General features: G+C 67.4%; 22 protein-coding genes. 8 read left to right on the plus strand and 14 right to left on the minus strand.

All coding sequences use genetic code 11. The features are described from left to right. Positions 1–5: 5 nt before the first annotated feature. Positions 6–1,967, minus strand: coding sequence for an arylsulfatase (locus tag LGN19_RS10860; RefSeq protein ID WP_226214541.1), 1,962 nt, complete (start codon positions 1,965–1,967; stop codon positions 6–8). Between the two features lie 201 nt (positions 1,968–2,168). Then, on the minus strand, positions 2,169–2,888 hold the full coding sequence (locus LGN19_RS10865; protein WP_174960665.1) for an SDR family oxidoreductase: 720 nt from the start codon (positions 2,886–2,888) through the stop codon (positions 2,169–2,171). Positions 2,889–3,349: 461 nt separating this feature from the next. Here LGN19_RS10865 and LGN19_RS10870 point away from each other — a divergent pair, with 461 nt between their 5' ends. From LGN19_RS10870 to csgH, 6 genes are all read left to right on the plus strand, one after another. Then, a complete protein-coding gene (locus LGN19_RS10870) occupies positions 3,350–3,955 on the plus strand; it encodes a curli production assembly/transport protein CsgE (RefSeq protein WP_226214543.1) in 606 nt (201 codons plus the stop codon). A gap of 51 nt (positions 3,956–4,006) precedes the next feature. Further along, positions 4,007–4,423 carry a curli assembly protein CsgF gene (locus LGN19_RS10875; protein WP_226214550.1) on the plus strand — a complete coding sequence of 139 codons (417 nt, stop codon included), beginning with the start codon at positions 4,007–4,009 and terminating at the stop codon, positions 4,421–4,423. A gap of 24 nt (positions 4,424–4,447) precedes the next feature. Then, positions 4,448–5,386 (plus strand): CsgG/HfaB family protein, encoded by a 939-nt coding sequence (locus tag LGN19_RS10880; protein ID WP_175219305.1) that lies wholly within the window; start codon positions 4,448–4,450, stop codon positions 5,384–5,386. A 29-nt stretch (positions 5,387–5,415) separates the two neighbouring features. Continuing rightward, positions 5,416–5,958, plus strand: coding sequence for a hypothetical protein (locus tag LGN19_RS10885; protein WP_122948869.1), 543 nt, complete (start codon positions 5,416–5,418; stop codon positions 5,956–5,958). A gap of 132 nt (positions 5,959–6,090) precedes the next feature. Beyond that, the gene (locus LGN19_RS10890; protein ID WP_226214552.1) at positions 6,091–7,464 is read left to right on the plus strand and encodes a beta strand repeat-containing protein; all 1,374 of its coding nucleotides are present in this window, start codon (positions 6,091–6,093) and stop codon (positions 7,462–7,464) included. Between the two features lie 71 nt (positions 7,465–7,535). Then, the gene (csgH, locus tag LGN19_RS10895; RefSeq protein WP_226214554.1) at positions 7,536–7,856 is read left to right on the plus strand and encodes a curli-like amyloid fiber formation chaperone CsgH; all 321 of its coding nucleotides are present in this window, start codon (positions 7,536–7,538) and stop codon (positions 7,854–7,856) included. 80 nt (positions 7,857–7,936) lie between these two features. On the opposite strand, the gene LGN19_RS10900 is transcribed toward csgH, so the two are convergent. The 3 genes from LGN19_RS10900 to LGN19_RS10910 form a co-directional block, all read right to left on the minus strand. Next, entirely contained in the window at positions 7,937–9,244 is a 1,308-nt protein-coding gene (locus LGN19_RS10900; RefSeq protein ID WP_174963447.1) for an MFS transporter, read from the minus strand. Between the two features lie 202 nt (positions 9,245–9,446). Beyond that, positions 9,447–10,340 carry a DMT family transporter gene (locus LGN19_RS10905; protein WP_175025662.1) on the minus strand — a complete coding sequence of 298 codons (894 nt, stop codon included), beginning with the start codon at positions 10,338–10,340 and terminating at the stop codon, positions 9,447–9,449. Between the two features lie 319 nt (positions 10,341–10,659). Then, positions 10,660–11,571: a LysR family transcriptional regulator gene (locus tag LGN19_RS10910; RefSeq protein ID WP_226214556.1), complete on the minus strand. Its 912-nt coding sequence runs from the start codon at positions 11,569–11,571 to the stop codon at positions 10,660–10,662. 125 nt (positions 11,572–11,696) lie between these two features. On the opposite strand from LGN19_RS10910, the gene LGN19_RS10915 reads away from it, so the two are divergent. Then, positions 11,697–12,716 (plus strand): zinc-dependent alcohol dehydrogenase family protein, encoded by a 1,020-nt coding sequence (locus LGN19_RS10915; RefSeq protein ID WP_122948864.1) that lies wholly within the window; start codon positions 11,697–11,699, stop codon positions 12,714–12,716. 61 nt (positions 12,717–12,777) lie between these two features. Here the strand turns inward: LGN19_RS10915 and LGN19_RS10920 are convergent, their stop codons facing one another. The 3 genes from LGN19_RS10920 to LGN19_RS10930 are packed head-to-tail and all read right to left on the minus strand — an operon-like array spanning position 12,778 to position 15,974. After that, positions 12,778–13,962, minus strand: coding sequence for a porin (locus LGN19_RS10920; protein ID WP_226214558.1), 1,185 nt, complete (start codon positions 13,960–13,962; stop codon positions 12,778–12,780). A 52-nt stretch (positions 13,963–14,014) separates the two neighbouring features. Next, on the minus strand, positions 14,015–14,803 hold the full coding sequence (locus tag LGN19_RS10925; protein ID WP_122948862.1) for an ABC transporter substrate-binding protein: 789 nt from the start codon (positions 14,801–14,803) through the stop codon (positions 14,015–14,017). Positions 14,804–14,852: 49 nt separating this feature from the next. Beyond that, positions 14,853–15,974, minus strand: coding sequence for a M20 aminoacylase family protein (locus tag LGN19_RS10930; protein WP_413227204.1), 1,122 nt, complete (start codon positions 15,972–15,974; stop codon positions 14,853–14,855). 184 nt (positions 15,975–16,158) lie between these two features. On the opposite strand from LGN19_RS10930, the gene LGN19_RS10935 reads away from it, so the two are divergent. Then, positions 16,159–17,118: a LysR substrate-binding domain-containing protein gene (locus LGN19_RS10935; RefSeq protein ID WP_122948860.1), complete on the plus strand. Its 960-nt coding sequence runs from the start codon at positions 16,159–16,161 to the stop codon at positions 17,116–17,118. A 42-nt stretch (positions 17,119–17,160) separates the two neighbouring features. Here the strand turns inward: LGN19_RS10935 and LGN19_RS10940 are convergent, their stop codons facing one another. The 6 genes from LGN19_RS10940 to LGN19_RS10965 form a co-directional block, all read right to left on the minus strand. Continuing rightward, positions 17,161–19,473 carry a TonB-dependent receptor gene (locus LGN19_RS10940; RefSeq protein ID WP_122948859.1) on the minus strand — a complete coding sequence of 771 codons (2,313 nt, stop codon included), beginning with the start codon at positions 19,471–19,473 and terminating at the stop codon, positions 17,161–17,163. 212 nt (positions 19,474–19,685) lie between these two features. Beyond that, a complete protein-coding gene (locus LGN19_RS10945) occupies positions 19,686–20,903 on the minus strand; it encodes an MFS transporter (protein ID WP_226214563.1) in 1,218 nt (405 codons plus the stop codon). Then, on the minus strand, positions 20,900–21,976 hold the full coding sequence (locus LGN19_RS10950; RefSeq protein WP_122948856.1) for an ABC transporter substrate-binding protein: 1,077 nt from the start codon (positions 21,974–21,976) through the stop codon (positions 20,900–20,902). The genes LGN19_RS10945 and LGN19_RS10950 overlap by 4 nt, the downstream gene beginning before the upstream one ends. 34 nt (positions 21,977–22,010) lie before the next feature. Then, positions 22,011–22,421: an ExbD/TolR family protein gene (locus LGN19_RS10955; RefSeq protein ID WP_009694203.1), complete on the minus strand. Its 411-nt coding sequence runs from the start codon at positions 22,419–22,421 to the stop codon at positions 22,011–22,013. Further along, on the minus strand, positions 22,421–23,137 hold the full coding sequence (locus LGN19_RS10960; RefSeq protein WP_226214564.1) for a MotA/TolQ/ExbB proton channel family protein: 717 nt from the start codon (positions 23,135–23,137) through the stop codon (positions 22,421–22,423). The genes LGN19_RS10955 and LGN19_RS10960 overlap by 1 nt, the downstream gene beginning before the upstream one ends. A gap of 41 nt (positions 23,138–23,178) precedes the next feature. Continuing rightward, a partial coding sequence (locus LGN19_RS10965; protein WP_226214571.1) for an energy transducer TonB occupies positions 23,179–23,577 on the minus strand: 399 nt, incomplete at its 5' end.

The raw sequence follows: 23,577 nt of genomic DNA on the forward strand, positions 1-23,577 counted from the left end.
CGCTATCAGTAGTAGCCGCGCGGACGCAGCGGCTCGACACCGCCGACGTTGCTCATGTAGGTCTTCCACTGGTCGACGAGCGTGCTGATCACCGACGGGTTCTGCGCGGACACGTCGGTGGTCTCGCCGCGATCCGACGCGAGGTCGTACAGCTGCCAGTGACCGTCGGGCGGCCCGAGCGGCGGCTCGGTCCACAACGCCTTCCAGCGGCCGTCGGCGCTGCGCAGGTACGCGCGGCCATACGCTTCGTCGCCGAACGGCGTCGTATGCACCTCGCCCGTCGCCGAACCCGTGAGCACCGGCAGCAGCGACTGGCCCGTCACCGGATACACGTAGCGGTTGTTGTAGATCACCTTGCCCTTGTTCTGGTCGACACCCGTCAGCGTGTTGACGAGCGGCGGCGCCGGCTGCGACGGCGGCGTGACGCCCGCGACCGCGAGGAAGGTCGCCGTGTTGTCGGTCACGTGCGTGAACGCGCGCAGCGTCGGCAACTGCTGCGCCTGGCCCGGCAGGTGCACGATCGTCGGCGTCGAGACGCCGCCTTCGGCCGAATAGCCCTTCGTGAGCCGGAACGGCGACGCGCTCACCTCGGCCCAGCGCAGCCCGTACTGCAGGCGCTGCGCGTTCTGCTTGCCGTTGTCGGTGCCGAGCGTCGAATAGATCGGCGCCTGCCCGTTCGCGGTATCGGTCGCCGTCGGGTCGGCGCCACCGTCGATCGGCCAGCCTTCCGCACCGTTGTCCGACTGGAACATGATGAACGTGTTGTCGTATTCGCCGATGTCCTTCAGGTGCTGGATCAGCAGGCCGATGTTGTAGTCGAGGTTCTCGACCATGCCCGCATAGATCTCCATGTAGCGCGCCTGCGCCTTCCGCTCGGCCGGCGACAGGCTCGACCACTGCTTGTCGAACTTGCCGGGGCCGTAGTCGCTGTAGCCGTCCGCGGCCGAATGCACCGCGCTGATGTACTTCGCGCCGGCCGTGCCGTTGTTCGCGGTCGCGGGCGACGCGGCCGTCGTTTCCGGCAGGCCGTCGAACGGCTTGAAGTCGGCGGGGATCAGGCCGAGTGCCTTCTGCCGCGCGATCCGCGCGTTGCGGATCGCATCGTAGCCGGCGTCGTACACGCCCGCGTACTTGTGCAGCCACGGATCGGGCACCTGCAGCGGCCAGTGCGGCGACGTGTACGCCGCGTATGCGAAGAACGGCTTGCCGTCGCGCTGGTTCGAATCGATGTACGAGATCAGCTTCTGCGTATAGAAATCGGTCGAATAGAACACGGCCGGGCTGCCGCCCGCACCGCCCGGCTGCCCGGGCTGGCCAGGCTGCACGTAGCGGCCGTCTTCCGTGTAGTTCGACGAGCCGGCCGGCTCGTGCGCGAAGTGGTTGGTCGCCGCGCCGCCGAGCAGCACGTAGCTGCGCTCGAAGCCCCACTGGTCGGGCGTCTGCCCGCTGCCCGTCGCGCTGCCGACGATTCCCGAGCCGATGTGCCACTTGCCCGCGATGTACGTGTGGTAGCCGGCGTCCTTCAATAGTTGTGCGAACGACAATGCACGGTCGTTCAGGTAGCCCTCGTAGCCGGGCAGCCCGCGCCGTTCGTCGGTCGGCACGCCCATCGTGCCTTCGCCGACGAGATGGTGGTCGGTGCCCGACACCAGCATCGCACGCGTGATCGCGCAGACGGTGCCCGTGTGATGGTTCGACAGGATGCGGCCCGACGCGACGAGCGCGTCGAGGTTCGGCGTATTGATCTCGCCGCCGAATGCATGGATGTCGGAATAGCCGAGATCGTCGGCCATGATGTACAGGATGTTCGGACGTTTCGCCGCCAGCGGCGGCGTGGGGGTGTTCGTCTGTGACGACGGCGCATCGCTGTCGACGCCGCCGCACGATGCAAGCGACAGCGCGCCGGCAATCGCGGCGCAGACGACACGGAAACGAAAAGCATGCAACGGCGACGCGGACTTTTTCATTGTTGTGAACGCTCGATCTACGGGATCGGCGATCTTAGCGTCGCGCGCGCGGCACCCAAAGTCCGATTCGTCACATGCTAACGGGGCGCTGGAATATGCGCGCGAGCCGAATGCACGCCATCCGCGCACGCGTATGCGCGCGCCCGGAATGCGTGGCGAAGCCGGCCGCGGCCGGGCCTCGCGTCTACTGCACCCAATGCGTCAGCTACGCCCGCCGAGACTGCCGCCGCCATCCACGGCCAGCACCTGCCCCGTGACGAAGCCGGCTTCGTCCGACAGGAAGAACGCGATCGCGGCCGCCACGTCGTCGGGCGTGCCAAGCCGGCGCGCGGGAATCGTCGCGAGCACCTTGCGTTCGGCTTCGCTGCCGACGGGCCGCGTCTGCCGGAACAGTTCCGTCTCGATCGGCCCCGGCGCAACCGCGTTGACGGTCACGCCATGGTCGGCCAGTTCGAGCGCCCACGTGCGCGTGCAACCGACGAGCGCGCTCTTCGCGGCGGAATACGCGGTGCGATCGAGACTGCCGAAGATCGCGCGGCTGCAAATGTTGACGATGCGCCCGTAGCCGCGCGCCTTCATCGCATCCGCAAAGTGCTGCGTGACCTGGATCGCCGCCCGCACGTTGAGATCGAACACCGCCTGCAGCGACTGGAAGTCGATCTTCCCGAGCGGTTGCGGCAACGCGATGCCGGCGTTGTTCACGATACCGTCGACTTCATGCTGCTCGCCGATGCGCGCGAGGGTTGCCGCGGTCTGTTCGACGTCGGCGAGATCGCACGCGAGCAATTCGCCGGGAAAGCCGATGTCCGGCGTGTGACGCGCGAGGCCGATGACGCGATGGCCGCGCCGTGCGAGCAATGCGCTGACCGCGAAGCCGATGCCGCGCGAGGCGCCGGTGACGAGATACGTGCGAGATGACATGAGTGCTCCCGAAGTCCGTTCACATGAATGGCGTGGAAACGCGTTTCCGGGGCGAAAGCCCGGAACCTGCATTTTCGTCGGACGATTCTACGCGCGTAACGGGACGTTACGTCGTGTCGTTACGGGTGTGGCCGTAGCAACACGTTACGTTCGCGCCGCGTCAGCATCACCAGTCATTTTCAAATCACGATTTTCATCCAAATATCGTCTGATTTAATTGAAATACTCGAAATACGAAAGAAAGTTTGTTAATCAATACCGGATTCGCAAACGTTTTACGCAAACAAAATGCACGCCTCAAAAATAAGACAAATAATCACCTTAAAATAAATTCCGTTTAAAACAGCGGCAGGCACGCCTCTTGCTGATTCCCGCCCCCATGTGCCGCGTTCGAACCAGAACGAATCACCCGAAAATCGGGCGGCGTCATATTTCGTACAAGTGAATCCGGGGTCGGGGAAATGGTATCGAGCGCAAGCAGGCGTTTTGCCTGGGGGGCCGTGACGTGCCTGTCGCTATTCGCGACGGCACGCGCGCAGGCCCAGGACACCTTCGACGCACCGCCTGCCGCCGCGGCGAACGGCGGACATCCGATCGCGCCGCCGTCGACGCTGCTGAACGCCGAACGCGTCCTCGAGGCGCCGAAGCCGGTGCCTGGCGCGGGCCCGGCCGCCGCGACGCCGGCCGCCGGCACCGCATCGGCCGCCGCCAGGGCCGCCGCCCGCAACGCACTGCCCGAAGACCAGCTCGGCGGCACGGTCACGACCGATGCCGTGACGCTCGCCGGCCGCGACTTCTATACCTACTTCTCGCAGACCTGGTCGGAAATCCCGCTGAGCGAACGCTACATGGTCGCCATTCACGAACGCCCGTCCGGACGGTACGGCAGCCTGATCTGGGTCGAATTCCAGCAGAAGCGCGTATTCCAGACCTTCCTGCCGATTGCACGGGCAAACGTCCGGGCCGTGGCCGAAAACGCCGCCGGCATTTCCTTTCAAACCGTCATTCAGGACGATCTTTCGAATTTACTGTTTCCCGATTCGGATCTGGCGAAAGACGAGATTTAATCGATTAATCAAAATCAGGGGTTAGCGAAAATGAATCGAATCAGATTGAGCATGATCGCCCTGGTCGCCATGACCGCGGTTTCGCCCTATTCGTGGTCGTCGACGCTGGTTTATCAGCCGAACAACCCGAACTTCGGCGGCAACCCGGCAAACGGCCCCAATCTGCTCAACGAGGCCAATGCGCAGAACAAGCACACGGATCCGTCGCTGTCCGGCTTTTCGTCGCCGACGTCCACGTCATCGCTCGACCAGTTCAATGCGCAGCTGCAGCAGGCGATCCTGTCGCGCGTCGCGAGCTCGGTGACGAATTCGATCGTCGGCACCAACGGCGACCTCAAGCCGGGAACGATCAGCACGGGCAATTTCACGATCGTCGTGAGTGCGGCCGGCAACGGCAACCTGCAGGTGACGACCACCGACAAGACGACCGGCGCGACCTCGACTTTCATCGTCAGCAACGGCCAGTAAATCGAACACACGACTGAGCGAATCATGAAAAAAAATGCTGAACGCGCACGCTTCCACACGGGGATGACACGGATCGCAATGGGCGCGGTGCTGCTGCTGTCGCTGGTCGGCTGCGTCACGCGCCCGATGCCGGCCTTGAGCAACGCGACGCTGACGCCGCCGACACGCACCACGCGCGACCTCACGCACCTGCCGCCGCCGAAGGGCAAGATCGCCGCCGCCGTCTACGGCTTTCGCGATCTGACCGGGCAGTACAAGGCATCGCCGGACAGCTCCTTTTCGTCGCAGGTCACGCAGGGCGGCGCGTCGTTCCTCGTCAAGGCGATGCGCGACTCCGGCTGGTTCACGCCGGTGGAGCGCGAGAACCTGCAGGATCTCCTGACCGAACGCAAGATCATGCGCGCCACCGACGGCGCGGATGCGAAGAAGGCACAGAACGATGCGATGGCGCCGCTCATGCCGGCGAACATCGTGCTCGAAGGCGGCATCGTCGGCTACGACACGAACGTCCGGACCGGCGGGGCTGGCGTCGCCTATCTCGGGATCAGCGGGTCGACGCAATACCGGATCGACCAGGTCACCGTCAACCTGCGCGCGATCGACATCCGCACGGGCCAGGTGCTCAACAGCGTCTCGACGACCAAGACCGTCTACTCCTACCAGGTCGACACGGGCGTCTATCGCTTCGTCGGCTTCAAGGACCTGCTGCAGGCGGAAGTCGGGCTGACGCGCAACGAGCCCGCGCAGATCTGCGTCAACGAAGCGATCGAATCGGCACTCACGCACCTGATCGTCCAGGGCGTCGCGAACCAGACCTGGGGGCTGAAGAACGACCAGGACTGGTACGACCCGACGATGCAGCGGTATCTGCAGGAAGACCGGCAGTACGCGCAGGACATGGAGGACGCGAACACCGCGTATGACCCGCAGAAGATCGATCGCCCGGTTGCGTCCACTCATTAACCGGCATCAGGCCGGCCAGCGGAGAAAACATGATGAATCGACAGCGTGATCGGAACGGGCGCGCCCGTGTGGTGCGGCGGGTACTCGCGACCGTGTGGGCCGTGGCGGCCATGCAGGCGGCGTCGGGGGCACCCGTGCCGCTCAGCGATCTCGGCCCGCCCGAACCGGCCTTCGACTACAGCGGCAACATCGTCGCGCTCCGGCAGAGCGGTGTCGGCAATGCCGCGTCGCTGGACCAGGCGGGCCACAACGGCGCGCTGGTCTGGCAGGCCGGCGACGGCAACTCGATCGTTGCGCGGCAGACCGGTGCGCAGAACTGGATCGCGGCTGCGCAGGCCGGCGTCGGCAACACGTTGAAGGCAACGCAACGCGGCACCGGCAACACGTTGCAGGTGCAACAGAACGGCGCCGGCAATTCGGTCGATTCGACACAGGTCGGCACGTCGCTGTCGGCGCGCGTCACGCAGAACGGCAGCAACAACGCGGTGAACATCGTGCAGGGCGGATCGAATACCGGCATCCAGGTGATTCAGACCGGCTACGGTGCGCGCGCCACGGTGCTGACGCGGTGACGGTTACGCGGGATGCAGGGGCAGTGCTGGAAGTGGTGTGAGGTCGGGGGCGCGAGCGCGTCCTCGATTGGCGGGGGTGCCGGTAAAAGACCGACTTTTCCGGCGAATTTTCTTTCGAATCAGGAGCAATCCATGAAGGTGACCAAGTCTGCAATCGCAATCGCCGTGCTGATGCTCGCATCGGCTGCCGCACAGGCCGATTCGTCGGGGAACAACGTAACCGTCGGGCAATCCGGCAGCTTCAACTCGGCGACCGTCCAACAGACGGCGACGAACGGGGACACGGTGTCGATTACCCAGTCGGCGCTCGGCGACAGCACCCAATACGGGTTCGTCGCCAACGTGACGACCCAGGGCGGTAGCGGCGATACGACCGCGATCCAGCAATTCTCCGGTTGGGCGGAGCCGTATTCGAGCGTGAACGTGTCGCAGACGGGCACGTCGCACGAGAAGAACTACGTGAACCAGTTCGGCGGCGGCGACTTCTCGGCGAACATCACCCAGACGACGTCGGCGTACACGGGCGGTGCGCGGTACGACGTCAACACGATCAACCAGTACAGCTACATCGACAGCGCGTCGATTACGCAGCAGGGCGGCGGCTGGAACACCGTGACGATCAACCAGGGCTCGCCGAGCCAGTCGGCGATCGGCAACCGCGCGACGGTCACGCAGACCGACACCGTCGGCAACACCGTCGGCATCACGCAGACCGGCAACGGCGGCACGGCGAATGTGCAGACGACCTGGGGCGGCGGCAACACGACGTCGATCACGCAAACGGGCGGCACGACCAACGCAAACGTGTCGCAGTTCGTCGAGAGCGGCGACAAGGTCACGACGACCCAGAGCGGCACCGCGACCGCCAGCGTGACGTCGCAGTTCGGCGCCAACAACCAGACGACGATCGCGCAATCGGGCGGCGTAAACAGCAACAGCGCAACGGTGAACCAGTTCGTGGCCGTCTCCGACACGACCTCGATCACGCAATCGGCGGATGGCAACAAGGCGACGGTCAACCAGACGTTCGAGGTTGGCGACACCGCGACGATCAAGCAGACGGCCGCATCGAACGACGCGACGATCACGCAGCAGTTCGGCTCGGGCAACAGCGCGGCCATCACGCAGACCGCCGCGAGCAACAAGGCGACGATCCTGCAGGACGGTTCGGTCGGCTCGACGGCATCCGTCACGCAGAGTTCCGCGGACAACCAGGCGAACGTGACGCAATCCGCGTCGAATTCGCTGGTGAAGGTGAACCAGACTCTGAGTATCGGCAACTACGCGAATGCGTCGCAGACCGGCGCGGACGACGTGCTGAATCTCGCGCAGTCCGGCGCCGACAACATCATCAACGCGACGCAAGTGTCCGGCAAGGGCAACCAGGGCTTCGTGACGCAGCTCGGCTTCAACAACAACGCCACGCTGCTGCAGCAGGGCAACGGCAACTACGCGAGCATCAACCAGAGCGGCTTCAACAACACCGCTTCGATCAAGCAGCACTAAGCACCGCCGGTGTTACGGAAAGGCCGGACGGGTACCCGTTCGGCCTTTTTTTCATTCGACAGGAGACGATCATGGTTGACATTCACGATCTCAACGCCTATTTCGACATCGCCGCCAGTGCCGGCGGCGTGAATATCGTGCCGCATGTGCAGGCGGCCGCACCGGTCGACGTGTCGTACAGCCTGCGCATCACGAAAACCGGCGGCGCGGGCTCGGCGGCGCTGACACGCTCCGGCGAATCGCGGCTTGCCGGCGGCGAGGATCGGCCGCTCGCGACGCTGCGGCTGAGCGTCGATTCGGGCGATATCTGCAACGCGACGCTGGTGCTGCACGTCAATGGCGAGCACGCGGAGTATTCGGTGGACTGCAATCCGCACCGGGCGTCGCATTGAATCGGCGCGGCGCGGGCGCGTCACGGCACCCGCCGGGCACGCGCCTGCCGCGTGACGCACCCGGCCTCGGCGCGCGGCGATCAGCCGGCCCGCCCCGCCGCCACCGGCATCGCGCGTCGCGATGCGATCCGCAACGCCAGCACGCCGCCGGCCAGCAACGCGACCGCGACGAGCAGCAGCGCGAGGTCGTACGAATGCGTGACGTCCTTGATCCGCCCCATCACCGGCGGCAGCGCGAGCCCCGCGATATTCGCGACCGCGTTGATCAGCGCGATCGACGCGGCGGCCGTGAGACCCGACACGTATTCGGTCGTCACGGCCCAGAACACCGGCGTCGCGGCCCAGTTGAAGCCGACCGCGAGCACGAGCAGCGCATACGCGACGGGCAGCGTCGGTGTATAGATCGCCGCGATCAGCAACGCGCCGGCCAGCAGCATCGGCACGCCGAGATGCAGCGCGCGTTCGCCGCCGAGATCCGAACGCCGGCCGTTCACGTACATCGCGACGCACGCGAACAGGAACGGCAGCGCGGACAGGCTGCCGACCGCGAAACTCGATTGTCCCGACAGGCTCTTCACGAGCAGCGGCAGGAACAGCGTGAGACCGATCGTGCCGAACGCCTGCAGCAGCCAGAACGCGGCGAGCGCCCACACCTTGCCGTCGCCGAACGCACGCCGCAGCGCGACGCCGTGCGACAGGTGCTCGCGCGGCGCGGTGTCGCGCAGCGTCGCTTCGAGCCACGCGCGCTCGTCGGCCGGCAGCCAGCGCGCATGCGCGGGCGTGTCGGGCAGGCGGCGCAGCACGACGAATCCGAGCAGCAGCGCGGGCACGCCTTCGAGCAGGAACAGCCAGCGCCAGCCCTCGATGCCGAGCACGCCGTTCAGGTTCAGCAGCGCGCCGGACAGCGGCAGCCCGATCACGGAGGCAAGTGTCGCGCCGATATAGAAGAACGACATCGCGCGTGCACGGTCGCTCGGCGGATACCACGCGGACAGGTAGTAGATGATGCCTGGCGTGAACCCCGCTTCCGCCGCGCCGAGCAGCAGGCGCATCGCATAGAGTTGTCCCGGCGTATGGACAGCGCTCATCGCGGCCGCGACGATGCCCCACGTGATCATGATCCGCGCGATCCAGCGGCGTGCGCCGACGCGCGCGAGGAACAGGTTGCTCGGCACCTCGAACAGGATGTAGGTCACGTAGAACAGCCCCGCGCCCAGCCCGTACATCCCGGCGCTCAGCCCAAGGTCGGCGTTCATCTGCAGCGCCGCGACCGAGATGTTCGAGCGGTCGATATACGCGACGAGATACAGCAGCATCAGGAACGGAATCAGGCGCAGGTTCAGGCGCCGCATCGTCGCGGCGTGCAACTGCGGGGTGGCAGCGGTCATCGGTGTGTCTCCTGGTTCGTCTCGCCCGTCTCGCGGGACGGTACGGTCGCCGCGCGGCGGCGGCGGCGCGCCGCGTGAAGCGCGGCGTCATCGAGGCCAGTCTAGGAGCCGTGTGAATTTCGCGTCAATTACCGGGACGTCGTCTCGATATGTGAGATGCGTGCGGCGGGCTGCGTCCCGTGTGCGTTCGATTCAGTTCAGTTCAGTAGCGCATCACGAGAAACAGCCCGGCAGCCGCGAGCGCCATGCCCGGCCATGCGAGCGCGCCGATCGTCTCGCCGAGCGCCACCAGCGCGATCAACGCGGTCGCAGGCGGAATCAGGAAGAACAGCGCCGACACGCGCGACGCCTCGCCGTAGCGCACCATCGCGAGCAGCAGCGAGATCGCGATCAGCGAGTTGCAGATGACGAGGTACGCGAGCGAACCGGCGAGCCCGGCGGTCCATTGCACGTGCATCGGTTCGAGCGCGAACGCGAGCGGTGCCGTGACCGCGAGGCCGACCGCGTACTGCACGAGGTTCGCGGTGACCGGATGGACGTCGGTGCCGAAGCGCTTTTCCCACAGCGTGCCGCCGGTGATGCACGCGAGCGCGAACAGCGCGAACGCGAGCGCCCATGGCGACGCGACGTCGACCGACGAACGCGCGAGAATCACCAGCACCGCGCCCGCGGCGCCGAGCGCGAGCCCGATCCAGCGCAACACGCCAACGCGCTCGCCGGCAATCATCGGCGCGAGCAATCCGACGAGAATCGGCTGCTGCGACGTGACGAGCGCAACGGCACCGGCCGACATGCCGAGCTTCAGGCTCAGGTACGTGAATGCGAAATAACCGGCCTGCAGCAACAGGCCGACCACGACGAGATCGCGCCAGGCGCGCCTCGTGCGCGGCAACGCGGGGCGCAGCCACAGGAACGGGCCGGCGAGCAGCGCGACGACGCAGGCATAGCGCAGCGCGAGGAACGTGAGCGGATCGGCATAGCGCAAGCCGAGCTTCAGGAACACGAAGCCGCTTGCCCACAGGAGCAGGAACAGCGCGGGCGCGATGCGCAACCAGCCCGGTTGCCGTGCGGCCTTCGGGGTATCGATCGTCGTCATGCGCGCTCGCATGGTGTCGTCGCAGGGATATCTGCCCCGCTCGCGCCGCGGCCGCGTGCATGCGCGCGCATCAGCGGCGCACCGGGTGACCGTTGAGATTCGGTGCGCTCACTGTCGCGACGATGACGACCTGCGGTTCCCGCTTCATGACGGCATGCCCCCGGTAGATTCGGCGTGCGACGATCATACGCCGCGCCAGCCGATCACGCGTCGTGTCGTGGACAGGTGACGCTCGCCGCGAGGCGAGACAAGGCGAGGCGAGGCGGCGCATCACGCATCACGCATCACGCATCACGCATCACGCGTCACGCGTCAATCGTCAATCGTCCGACGCCAGCATGCGCGGTATCTCGTCGACGAGCGCATCGATGACGACCCGCACCTTCGACGGCACCTGCCGCGAGGCCGGCCGCACCGCGGACACCTCGGCACCCGACACGCTGTTGCTGTCCATCACGAGCGCGAGGCGGCCGTCGCGCAGGTAAGGCGCCATCAGCCAGCACGGCAGCCATGCGAGGCCCGCGCCGGCGGCGGCCGCATCGGCGATCGCCTGCAGGTCGTCGAGCCGCAGGCGGCCGGCCGGGCGATGGTCGTGCACCGCGCCGTCCGCGCCGACGACCCGCCACGGCGTCGGTTGCCCGCCGCGCGAATACGCGATCCCGACGTGCGACGCGAGTGCGTCGAGCCCCGCCGGCCGGCCATGACGTTCGAGATACGCGGGCGACGCGCAGATGCCCATGCGCTGCACGCCGAGCTTGCGGCCGACGAGCGCGCTCGTGTCGGCCAGCTCGCCGATGCGCACCGCGATATCGAAGCCGTCGTTGACCAGGTCGGCCACGCGATCGCTGAACGACACGTCGATTTCGAGCCGCGGATGGCGCTCCACGAGGCGCCGCATGACGGGCGCCACGCATTGCCGCCCGAACAGCACGGGCACGCTGACGCGCAGCCGCCCCGCCGGCTCGCGCTGCCCCGCGTCGAGCGCGGCCTCCGTCTCGCCGAGTTCGGCCAGCAACCGCCGGCACTGCTCGTAATAGACGAGCCCTTCGTCCGTCAGGCCGAGCTGACGTGTCGTGCGCTGCAGCAGCCGCGCGCCGAGACGGCGTTCGAGCCGCGCGACGACCTTCGCAACGGCCGAGCGCGTGACACCGAGCCGCAGCGCGGCCGCCGCGAAGCTGCCCGACTCCACCACGTCGACAAATTCGGCCACGCCTCTCAGCCGCTCGTCCATGCGCTTGCGCTCCATTGGGTAACAGGTTTGTGTCCACACAGGCGACAGTCATTGGCCGATTTCTCGCCAATGCGTCCCGGTGCGCAACACTATGATAGTCCGCTCTATCTCGAAAAGGAGTCGACATGAACGCATGGCAAGTGAAACCGGGCGACGGCGTGGCCGGGCTTCGGCGCATCGACGCGCCGCGCCGCGCGGTCGGGCCGACCGACGTCGTCGTGAAGATCCACTCGGCCGGACTGAACTATCGCGACCTGATGTTCGCGCGCGGCGACTATCTCGGCATCGGCACGGACGCGCTGATTCCGGTTGCCGACGGCGCCGGGGAAGTCATCGAAACCGGCCGCGACGTCACGCGCTTCAAGCCGGGCGATCGCGTGATCAACACGTACTTCCCGCACTGGCTCGACGGGCCGCCGACGCCGCAGAAAGTCTCCGCCTCGCCCGGCGCGCAATTCGACGGTGTGCTGGCCGAACACTTCGTGTCCGACGAAGCCGCGCTGGTCGCGATTCCTGCGCATCTGAACTACGACGAGGCGGCGACGCTGTCGTGCGCGGGCATCACCGCATGGAACGCGCTGTTCGCCGATGGCGGCGCGGGGCCCGGCGCGACCGTCGTGCTGCTCGGCACGGGCGGCGTGTCGATCGTCGCGCTGCAGCTCGCGCATGCGGCCGGGCTGCGCACCATCGTCACGTCGTCGAGCGATGCGAAGCTCGAACGCGCCCGCGCGCTCGGTGCGGACGCAACGATCAACTATCGGACGACGCCCGAATGGCAGCATGAAGTGCTGCGGCTCACCGGCGGCGCAGGGGCGGATCTGGTGGTCGAAGTCGGCGGCAAGGACACGCTGCCGCGCTCGGTCGCCGCGACGAAGATGGGCGGCATCGTGTCGGTGATCGGCGGCCTCAGCAGCTTCGCCGGCCCGGAACTCGGGCTGCTGTCGCTGATCGGCGGGATCCGGCAGCTGCACGGGATCATGGTCGGCAGCCGCGCGATGCTCGACGACGTCGTGCGCCTCGTCGACGCAAAGCAGATCAAGCCGGTGGTCGATCGCGTGTTCGGCTTCGACGAAGCACCGCAGGCGTATGCGTACCTGCAGTCGGGGCAGCACTTCGGCAAGGTCGTGATTCGCGTCGCGCAGTAAGCACGAAGAGGCGATGGGCCGTTCGGCCCATCGCCTCAACACCGCTTTCCGCAGCGCGCCGTCAGAACTTGTGACGGATACCCGCGTGAACCATCAGCTGCTTCGAGGTCGACGACAAGTCCGCCGCGCCGGGAATATAGGCCTGGTCGAGCGACGAGCCCGTCGCATCGCCCGCAACCCGCTGGTACGCCCCCATCAGGTACACGTCCGTGCGCTTCGACAGGTTGTAGTCGGCCATCAGCCCGAGCGAATGGATCTTCGGCTTCGCGCTGCCCGTCGTCGCGTCATAGCGCACCGTCGTGTACACGTACTGCGCACCGACGAACAACGCGGGCGTGAACTGGTATTTGCCGTTCACCTCGAAGTTCTGGTACTTGATCGACGACACCGTGCCACCCGCGAGCGGGCCCGTCACCGGCTGGATCGTTTCGTCGCCGAACAGGTAGCCGACGTTCGCGGTCGGCCGCGTGACGTTGCTGTTCGTGTACGCGAACCCGAGCGTCGCGGGCCCCGCCGTGTAGTTGATGCCCGCACCGAAGATCCGCAGCCGCGCCGACGCAAAGTTCGCATCGGCGCCGACCGATCCCGCCCCCGCGATCGCGCCGCCCGACGTCGCCCCCGGGTTGTCCGCATTCAGGAAGGCCGCGCCGACGAGCAGCCCGCCCTGCTCGTATTGCGCGCCGACGCTCCACTGCCGGTTGTTCGCGAAGCCCGTGTCGTTGCTGAAGCTGTACGTGCCGCCGAACGAGAAGCCGGAGAAATCCGGGCTCGCGTACTTGACCGTGTTGTTCACGCGGAACGTGTTGCCGGTGTTGTCGTTGTCGAGCGGATGCGAGAACGGATAGACGCCCCAGCTGCCGTTCGCGGTCGTCGGCGCGAGATAGTCGACCACCGCATCGTATTGCCGGCCGAGCGTCAGCGTGCCGAAACGCGCGCTGCCGAGGCCGACGTAGGCCTGCCGCCCGAACATGCGGCCGCCCTGTGCAAGCGTGCCGCTGTTCACGTTGAAGCCGTTCTCGATCTGGAACAGCGCGCTGTAACCGCCGCCCAGATCCTCGGTGCCTTTCAGCCCCCAGCGGCTGCCTTGCGCGAAGCCGCTCGCCATCTGCCACGCGCTGTGGCCGCCGACGTTGTTCGTGTAGTCGATGCCGGCGTCGACGAGGCCGTACAGCGTGACACTGCCTTGCGCGAACGCGGGCGCTGCACACAGCGCCGGAATCGCGACGAATAACGATCTCCAGTTCATTCGTTTTCCTTATTTATAATTTCGTTGCTGCCCGTTTGACGGGCATCGCCGCTTACTTCGCGCCGTAGATGTCGAAGTCGAAGTACTTCTTGTTGATCCGCTGGTACGTACCGTTCGCGAGGATCGTCGCGAGCGCGCGGTTGAAGGCATCGCGCAGGTCGTTGTCCTGCTTGCGCAGCCCGAGCCCGTCGCCCTGCCCGAAATACTTCACGTCGTCGATCGCCGCGCCGACGAACGCGAAATCCTTGCCCTGCGGTTTCTTCAGGAAGCCGTCGTTCGCCGCGATCGAGGCCTGGAACGCCGCGTCGAGCCGGCCCGTCACGAGATCGGCATAGACCTGGTCCTGATTCTGGTACGACACGATCTGCACGCCGGCCGCCTGCCAGTTCGCGATCGCATAGTCGGCCTGTGCGGAGCCCTGCTCGACCCCCACGCGCTTGCCCTTCAGCGCGTCGGCCGTCGGCAGCAGCGGCGAGCCCTTGCGTGCGACGAGGCGCGCCGGCGCATTCGAGATCCGGTTCGTGAACGCGATCTGCTGCTGCCGCTTCGGCGTGATCGTCATCGACGATGCAATCACGTCGAACTTGCGCGCGAGCAGCCCCGGAATCATCCCGTCGAAACTCGACTCGACCCACACGCAGCGCGCATGCAGCTCCGCGCACAACGCGTTCGTGATGTCGATTCCGAAGCCCGTCAGCGTGCCGTCGGGCAGCTTGTATTCGAGCGGCGGGTAAGTCGGATCGACCGCGAGGCGGATCTCCTTGCCCGCCCAGTCGCCCGCATGCGCCGCCCCTGCCGCCAGCGCCATCGCGAGCGCCGCCATCCGTTTCCACTGTTTCATTGCCAGTCTCCTTCCATGTGTGAATCGTCAGTCAAAATCATCCGGGCCATCACGCGAGGTAGCGTTCCGCCAGCGCAATCCAGTAGCTCGCGCCCGTAGCGAGGCAAGCGTCGTTGAAGTCGTAGCCGGGGTGGTGCAGCCCGCACCCGGCAGCACCGTCGCCGTTGCCGATCGACAGGTAGCTGCCGGGGCAGGCGTTCAGCATGAACGCGAAATCCTCGCTGGCCGCGATCGGCCGCAGATGCGGGATCAGCGCGCCATCGCCGCCCCATTCGCGCGCGACGTCGCGCGCAAACGCGGTTTCCGCCGCGTGATTGACGAGCACCGGGTACTCGTGCCGATAGTCGATCTCGGCCGTCGCGCCGTAGCTCGCCGCCTGCCCGTGCACGATCTCGCGAACGCGCCGTTCGAGCAGCGCGCGGACGTCCGGCGACAGCGCGCGCACGCTGAGTGCGAGTTCCGCGTGCGGCGGGATCACGTTCGATGCGGTGCCCGCGTGGATCGAGCCGGCCGTCACGATCGCCAGCTCCTGCGGATTCACATTGCGCGACACGACGGTCTGCAGCGCCATCACGATCGACGCGCACACGACCACCGGATCGATCGTCGCATGCGGCACCGCGCCATGCCCGCCGCGCCCGATCACACGCACGCGCACCTCGTCGGCCGATGCCATCGCCGGGCCGTCGCAGAAACCGAGCACGCCGGCCGGCAGGCCCGGCACGTTGTGCATCGCGAACACCGCGTCGCACGGAAACTGCTCGAACAGCCCGTCGTCGATCATCCGCTTCGCGCCGCCGAGCCCTTCCTCGGCCGGCTGGAAGATCAGGTTCAGCGTGCCCGTGAAGCGTTCGCGCTCGGCCACGCAGCGCGCCGCCGCGAGCAGCATCGCCGTATGACCGTCGTGGCCGCACGCGTGCATCACGCCGTCGCACTGGCTCGCATGCGGCAGCCCGGTCGCCTCGCGGATCGGCAGGGCATCCATGTCCGCGCGCAGCCCGAGCCGTTTCCCGGGGCCGCGCGTCAGTGTGCCGACCACGCCCGTGCCGCCGAGCCCGCGCGTCACCCGATAACCCCATGTTGTCAGGCAATCTGCCACGAGGTCGCTCGTCGCATGCTCCTCGAAGCCGAGCTCCGGCTGCGCGTGCAGCCGGCGGCGCAGCGCAATCATCTCCGTCTCGATGGCCGCCATTTCCGGCGGGATAGGTTTGTGGTCCAACCCCGATTCTCCTCGATGCCTTCCGGTTGCCGATCGCCCGAATGACCGATCGTGCCCGCATCGTAGGCAGCGAAAATCCCGGCGAACAGCCGCGGTTTCGTTATGATGACAACCTTTCGTTGTCGGGTATCGCACCATGAGCACGATCAAGCTGCATCAGCTGCAGGCGCTCGTCGCGAGCGCGGAGGCCGGGAGCATCCGCGGCGCGGCGCGCACCCTCGGGCTGTCGCAGGCGGCCGTCACGCGCGCGCTGCGCGAACTCGAGGCCAGCGAGCGGCTGCCGCTGCTGGTCCGCGCGCCGGAGGGGATCGGCTTCACCGAATACGGCAAGACGCTGCTCACGCACGCGAAGCTCGTGCTGAAGCAGCTCGAGCACGCGCAGAGCGATCTCGAACGCATGCGCGGCCGCGTCGAAGGGCGGCTGAGCGTCGGCGTGACGCCGTGGCTGACGATGACGTTCCTCGCGGAAACGGTGCTGCGCTTTCGCGAGCAGATGCCCGACGTGCGTCTCGAACTCTACGAAGCGCTGATGGCCGTCGCGCAGCCGCTGTTGCGCGACGGCAGCATGGACTTCGCGCTCGGGCACGTGCAACCCGGCGGCACGCAGGAATTCGCGTTCGAGCCGATGCTGCGCTACGAGACCGCGGTGATGGTGCGCGCCGGCCATCCGCGCGAGCACGCGCGGTCGATCCACGACCTGGTCGACCACGACTGGGTGCTGAATTTCGCGGCCGACGGGCAAGCCGCGCTGGTCGACTACCTGTTCACGCGCCACGGTGCCGAAATCGACGAACGGCGCATCGTGCGCGCGCAGTCGGTGGCGATGCTGCAGACGATGCTCGAACAGGCCGACATGTGTACGTGGTGCCCGACGATCCTCGCGGCCGTGCCGCCGTTCGGCGAACGGATGCGCGCGTTGCAGCTGAAGGAAACCTTCGAGCCGCGCGATCTCGGGATCGTCACGCGGCGCAGCAGCACGCTGAGCGACGCGGCGCGCTGCTTCATCGACTGCCTGCTGTACGTGATCCGCCGCCATGCGCGCTCGGCACGCAAGGCGGATCTCGCACTGTTCAGGACGCTGTCGCTGCTGATCTGACGCGCGGCAGACGCGGCTCGCCGCCGCGTCGCCTGCCGCCCGTCAGATCTTCGCCGTCAGCGTGATCCCGACCGTGCGCGGATCGCCGTACAGCACCGGATACGCGCCATACGACGGCAGCAGCTCGAGCTTCTTGTAGACCTTGTTGGTCAGGTTCGTCACGTAGCCCGTCACGATGTACTTCTGGTTCGGCGTCGTGTAGGACACGTGCGCGTTCAGCACCGTGTAGCCGCCCTGCCAGAGCTGCGGCATCGTCTGCCGCGTCGCGCTGAAGTATTCGCGGCTGCGGTAATTCACGTCGCCGCCGGCCGTCAGCGTGCCGAACGACACCGGCACGCGATAGTCGAAGCCCGCGTTGATCGTCGTATGCGGCGAACGCGCGAACGAATTGCCGACGGCGGTCGGCACGTTGCGGAACTCCGTGTAGCGCGTGTTCAGCATCCCGAGGTTCGCGAACAGGTAGAGGCTGTTGACCGGCTGCGCCTTCAGCTCCAGCTCGAAGCCGTCCGCGCGCCCCTGCCCCGCATTCGACAGCGTCGACACCGGCGGGCCGCCGAACGGGTTCGGCGCGAGCGCGAACACCTGGATGTCGCGATAGTCGTAGTGGAATACGCTCGCGTTGACGATCAGCCGCTTGTCGAACCATTCGCTCTTGATCCCGACCTCGTAATCGGTCAGGTACTCCGGCGACACGGTCGACACCGTGCTCTGCGTATACGCGTTGCCGTTGTAGCCGCCCGAGCGGAAGCCGCGCGCATAGCGGAAATACGCGCGCACGTTGCTGCTGAGCGCGTATTCGGGCGTGAGATCCCAGGTCGGCGCGCGCCACGTGTTCGTCTGGTTCTGCCGCGCGCTGACCGCCAGCGGCGACGACACCGACGACGGTTCCCACCAGCTGCCCGGATTGCTGAACGTCACGTTGCCGGTGTCTTGCAGACCGGTCAGGTTGATGTTCTTGCGCTCGATCGTGTAACGCAGCCCGCCCGTCACGTTGAAGCGGTCGGTGAACCGGTACTTCACGCTGCCGAAGATCGCCGCGCTCTGCGTGTGCTGCGTGAGGTCGGTCAGGTGGTAGAACGCGGGCGACGGCGATCCCGGCAGGCCGCCGCCGGCGCCCTGCTCGGCCAGTTGCTCGGTAAACAGGTGCGTGCCGACGATCCAGCTCAGCCGGTCGCTCTGCGGCGATTCGAGCCGGAATTCCTGCGAGAACTGGCGGCTCGACAAACGATCGTGCGAGCGTGCGGCGTCGAACGCGGAATAGTCCTCGTCGTCCTGGTACCAGCGGTGCAGCCCTTCGAACGCGGTGATCGAGGTCAGCGTCACCGCCGGGTTGATGCGCCAGTGCGCGGTGAGCGACGTGCCCCAGGTCGAGATGTGATCGCTCGACGGTGCGTTGAGCGACACCGTGTACGGATCGCTCGACCCGACGAAGCCGAACTGGTTCGCGCCGCCCGGCCCCGCGCCCTGCGCGTGCCACGCATTGCCGCCGCCCGTGTAGTTGCGGCCGTGGATGTTGAACAGGAAGTCGGTATCCGACGTCGGCAGGGCCAGCACCTGGAAGCGCACCGCGTTGTCGTGGAAGCCGCCGAAGCGCCCTTGCTGCACGGTGTTCGTGTAGAAGCTGTCGGCGTTCTCGTGATACACCGACACGCGCGCGGCCAGCACGTCGTTCTTGCCGATCGGCCCGCCGATCGCGGCTTCCGCGAGCCGGCTGTTGTACTGGCCGAGCCCGATCTTGCCATAGCCGCTCACGTCGAAGGTCGGCTTCTGCGACGTGATGCTGAGCGCGCCGCCGACCGTATTCTTGCCCCACAGCGTGCCCTGCGGGCCGCGCAGCACTTCGATGCGATCGAGGTCGAACAGCGGGAAGCCCTGCCCGAACACACTGTTGATGTAGACGTCGTCGAAGTACACGCCGACCGGGCTCAGCGACAGGTCCGACGGGTCGTTGCTGCCGACGCCGCGCAGGAACCAGCGCGGCCGCTCGCGGCCCTCGGTCGATTGCCCGGTAAAGTTCGGCACGTACTTCGTCACGTCGTTGATCACGCGCAGCTCGTTGTTCTTGATCGCGTCGCCGCTCAGTGCGCTCACCGCGACCGGCACGTCCTGGATGCTCTCCTTGCGCCGGCGCGCGGTCACCGTCACCGTGCCGAGGTTCGTTTCGCGTGTGGCCGTGCCGCGGGTGGCGCGGGCCGCCTTCGGCGTGGCCACGGCTGCATCGGCCGCGCCCGGTTGCGCCGGCTTCGCGTCCGGTGCCGCCGTCGCCGCGCCATCTTCCGCCCACGCGGGCAACGATACGGCCCCGCCCGTCAGCAGTCCCCCCAGCGCGGTGACGATGAGTTTTTTCCTGAACATCGATGAGTCATCCTGTTTGATCGGTTGAACGCACGTGCGTGCGCGACGCACGGGTTACCTATTGCAATTCGGATGCCAGCATCGAGAAGCCCGTCGCACGGGGCTTTCGGCATGCGTGCGGGGCAGGTGTTGCTGCATGCGCATCTGTGCAGGGAAGCAAACTGCTTGTCACGCAACACCGCCGGATCGCGCAACACCGGATCCGCCGATCATCAGGACAGCTTCGCAGGCAAGGGCCGCAATGCATCGCGCCGCCCATGTGCGACGCGCAACGCGAACGCAACCAGCACGACGACGGGCAGCCAGCACAGAAACACGGCCCTTAGCCCGACAACCGGCACGAGCGCGCTGCCGGCCAGCGGGCCGCAGAATGCACCCGTCATCGACGCGAGGTTGTAGAGGCTCGACACCTGGCTCTTGTCGGCCGGGTGACGGCCGAGATGCTGCATGTTGACGAGATGCAGCAGCGACGATCCGGCGCACAGCGCGGCGAGTCCCGCACCGACGATCCATGCGTCATGCGCAAGACCCAGCGCGAGCAACCCGGCCACGCCACCGGCAAGACTGAGCGCCTGGCAACGGCGCGCGGTCATCCGCTGCGCGACATGCCCGAGCCCGAACAGCGCGATCACCGCGACGACGCCCTGCAGCGTCAGCAGCGCGACGGCTTTCGTTTGCGACAGCCCGAGCGACTGGATCGCCTGCACCACCGTATACGCGCCGGCGAGCGAACGCGTCGCGCTGTTCACGGCTTCCAGCACGAGCTGCTCGCGCACGTCGTGGCTCCACGCGAGCGCCGCCAATGCGCGCAGGCCGCCGGGTTCCGGTTGCGCACCGTGCGGCGCAGGCTCCGCGTCGCCGAGCAGCGTCCGGCTGAACAGCGCCATGCCCACGAAGCTCGCCGACGCCGCGCAAAACGTTGCGACCGCGCCATGCGTGCCGATCAGCCAGCTCGCCAGCCACGGCCCGACCATGCCGGTTCCGACCGACATCGCCGCACGGTACCAGCCGGCACGCGCGAGGCCGATCTGCGCGAGACGGGCGAGAAACACGCCGTTGATCGACACGATCCGGAACGGGATGCACAGCCCGATCAACACTTGCGTGAGCGCAATCAGCGGCCATGCGCCGGTAAACGGCACGACGAGATTGAGCAGCATCGGCCCCATGCTCGCGGCGAAGTACACGCGCCGTGCGCCGTAGCGCGCAACGAGCAGCCCGGCCGGCAAAGTCATCAACGCGATGCCGAGCGGCTCCATCGCGGCGATGATGCCGAGCCGCGCGCTGTCGACACCGAGCGCGAGCGCATACAGCGTCGTCGCGAGCTGCGCCATGCTGATCGTCGTGCCGCTCGCGAGCGCCAGCAGCATGAAGCCGCCGGTGAAGCGCTCGCGCCGCCATGCGTCGGCGACGCGTGCCGGCGCGCTCACCGCACGGCGTCGCGAGACAGCGTCGCGATGCCGTCGAGCGCGCGCCGGTCGATCCATGCGCGCACGTCGAAGTCGGCAGGCAGGAACTGCCATTCGACGAGGAAGCGCTTGAAATCGTCGAGCGCGGCGATCGACGCTTCGTCGAGATCCGTGCGCAGCCGCCGATGAACGTCCGCGCCGTATGCGAGCCGCAGCCAGTCATGGCCCGATCCGGTTTCGCGGCCGAGATAGCCGAGCACTTCCTGCTCGTGCTCGCGCGCCCAGCCTTCGACATCGGTCACGCGCGCGAGGAAGCGGCTGACGATGTCGGGATGGCGTTCGAGCGTCGACGCATTGACGGTCAGCGGCCGCGGCGACCCGTTGTTGATGCGGATCTGCGGATCGGGATGAAAGCCGATGTCGACGACCGGCTGCGCGCCGATCAGGTGCGCGGTTTCGAGCCCGAGCGAACCTTTCACGTAGATCGCGTCGACCTCGCCGCGCACGAGCGCGGCCGCTTCGGCCGCATAGAGCCGGCGGCTGGACAGGCTCGCGGGATGAGCGAAGGCCGCGTCGCGCGTGACCGGCGTCGACACCGGTGCGCGCAGGTTCGACGCGGGCACGTCGACCCATTCGACGTCGGCCGGGCCGAGCCCGTCGAGCGACAGCGCGCTGATGAAGCCGCGCAGCGCCGCCGCGCGGAAGATGTCGATGCGCTCGCCGTCGCGACGCGGCAGGCCGATGCGGCGCCCGCGCAAATCCTTCGGCCGCTTCAGGCCGCTTTCCGGCAGCGCGACGATCGCTTGCGCCTCGTCGACCCAGGTCAGCGCGACCACGCGCGTGTCGGCGCCGGCCGCGCGCGCCCACAGCGCCGGAATGCTGCCGCCCTGCCGGAATGCGTTGTCGAGGGAATGATCGACGTGCGCATGATGCAGCGCCGCGTGCTGGCTTTCCTGCAGCGCGCGCACGGTGATGCCGTCGCCGGCGAATTCGCTGTCGAGCCAGCCGAGATGTGCGGCAATGCCGAGCGGCGTCGGCACCGGACAGCGCGTGTACCAGATCGACTGGACGTTGTGTGAGGCCGTGATGCTCATGGATGCGTTCGGAAAAAGAGTGGTGAAACGCGCATCAGCCGCGCGGCGCGGTGAGCACCGACAGCCGTGTGATGCCCGCATGCTCGATCGCGGCCATCAGCTTCGCGACGGTGCCGTACGGCACGTGCTCGTCGGCCTGCAGGTCGAGCGCGACATCGGGCCGGCCGGCCTTCAACGCGGCCAGCTCGGCCGGCACCGCGGCAAGCGCGACCGCGCGCTTGTCGAGATACACCACGCCCTTGTCGTCGACGCTCACGGTGACGTTCGGCTTGCGATCGGCCGGTGCCGTGGCGACGGTGTTCGGCAAATTCACGTGCACCGCGTTGTTGAGCAGCGGCGCCGTGACGATGAAGGCGACGAGCAGCACGAGCATCACGTCGACGAGCGGCGTGATGTTGATTTCGCTGAGCACGTCGTCGTTGTCGGAGGAAGAAGAGAACGCCATTATGCGAACGCCTCCTGACGGGTGTCGTCGGCGCGGCGCGCCGGCACGGGCGTGGCGGCGGCGGCCGGCACGCGGAAGCCGGCCTTCTGCGCGAGCGTGACGAAATCGGTGGCGAAGGCATCGAGGTCGGCCGACGCGGCCTTCACGCGGCGCACGAAGAAGTTGTACCCGAGCACGGCCGGCACGGCGACCGCGATGCCGATCCCGGTCGCGACCAGCGCCTCGCCGATCGGCCCGGCGACGACGTCGATGCTCGCCGACGCGCTGTGCGTGATCGCGGTCAGCGCGTGGATGATGCCGAACACGGTGCCGAACAGGCCGACGAACGGCGCGGTGCTGCCGATCGACGCGAGCACCGCCAGCCCCGCTTCCTCGCGCCGGCGCGCATTGTGGATCTGCTGGCGCAGATGGCGTTCGAGCAGGTCGTGGCGGCTCCAGCTGTGTTCGAGATCGTGCGCGCTGCTCTCGTCGGCGCGCCGCAGCGCGTCGAAGCCCGTCGCGGCGAGTTCGCCCACCGGGCTGTTCGCGCTGTCGAGCGCGGCCGCCTCGTGGAAGCTGTTCGCGGCCCAGAACGCGCTCGTGTAGCGCCGGTTGCGCGCGCTCGCCCGCAGGCTCTGGATCGCCTTTACGACGATCAGCGTCCACGTGACGACGGAGAAGATGACAAGCAGCCAGAGCGCGCCCTGGACGATAAAGGTGGTCGGGATACCGTTCATGAAGTGAGTTCCTTTAAAAATGTGACGGGCCGCCCGGCGGGTCAGCCCAGCTTGAAATCGATCGGCACGTTGACCCAGCCGTCGACCGCTTCGTCGCCGCGCTTCGCGGGCACGAAGGTCCAGCGCTTCACCGCGGCCACCGCCGCGTTGTCGAGCATGCGGCGGCCGCTGCTCGTGCGGACGTCGACGGAATCGGGCGTGCCGCTCGCGAGCACGTGCACACGCAGCACGACGCGCCCTTCCCAGCCCTGGTCCTGCGCGAACGCCGGATAGTCGGGCGCCGGGTTGCGCAGGTACGCCGCGTCGCCGATCGGTGCGGTTTCGCGCACGGGAGCGGCAGGCGCGGCCGGCGCGGGAGCCGGCGCGGCTTGCGTGGCGGCAGCGGGTGCCGCCGTCGCCGGGGCCGCCTCGCGGGCGACCTGCGGCGCGGCGGCCGGCAC

The sequence above is a fragment of the Burkholderia sp. AU30198 genome, from assembly GCF_020419825.1.
In the GTDB taxonomy this organism is placed as follows: Bacteria; Pseudomonadota; Gammaproteobacteria; order Burkholderiales; family Burkholderiaceae; genus Burkholderia.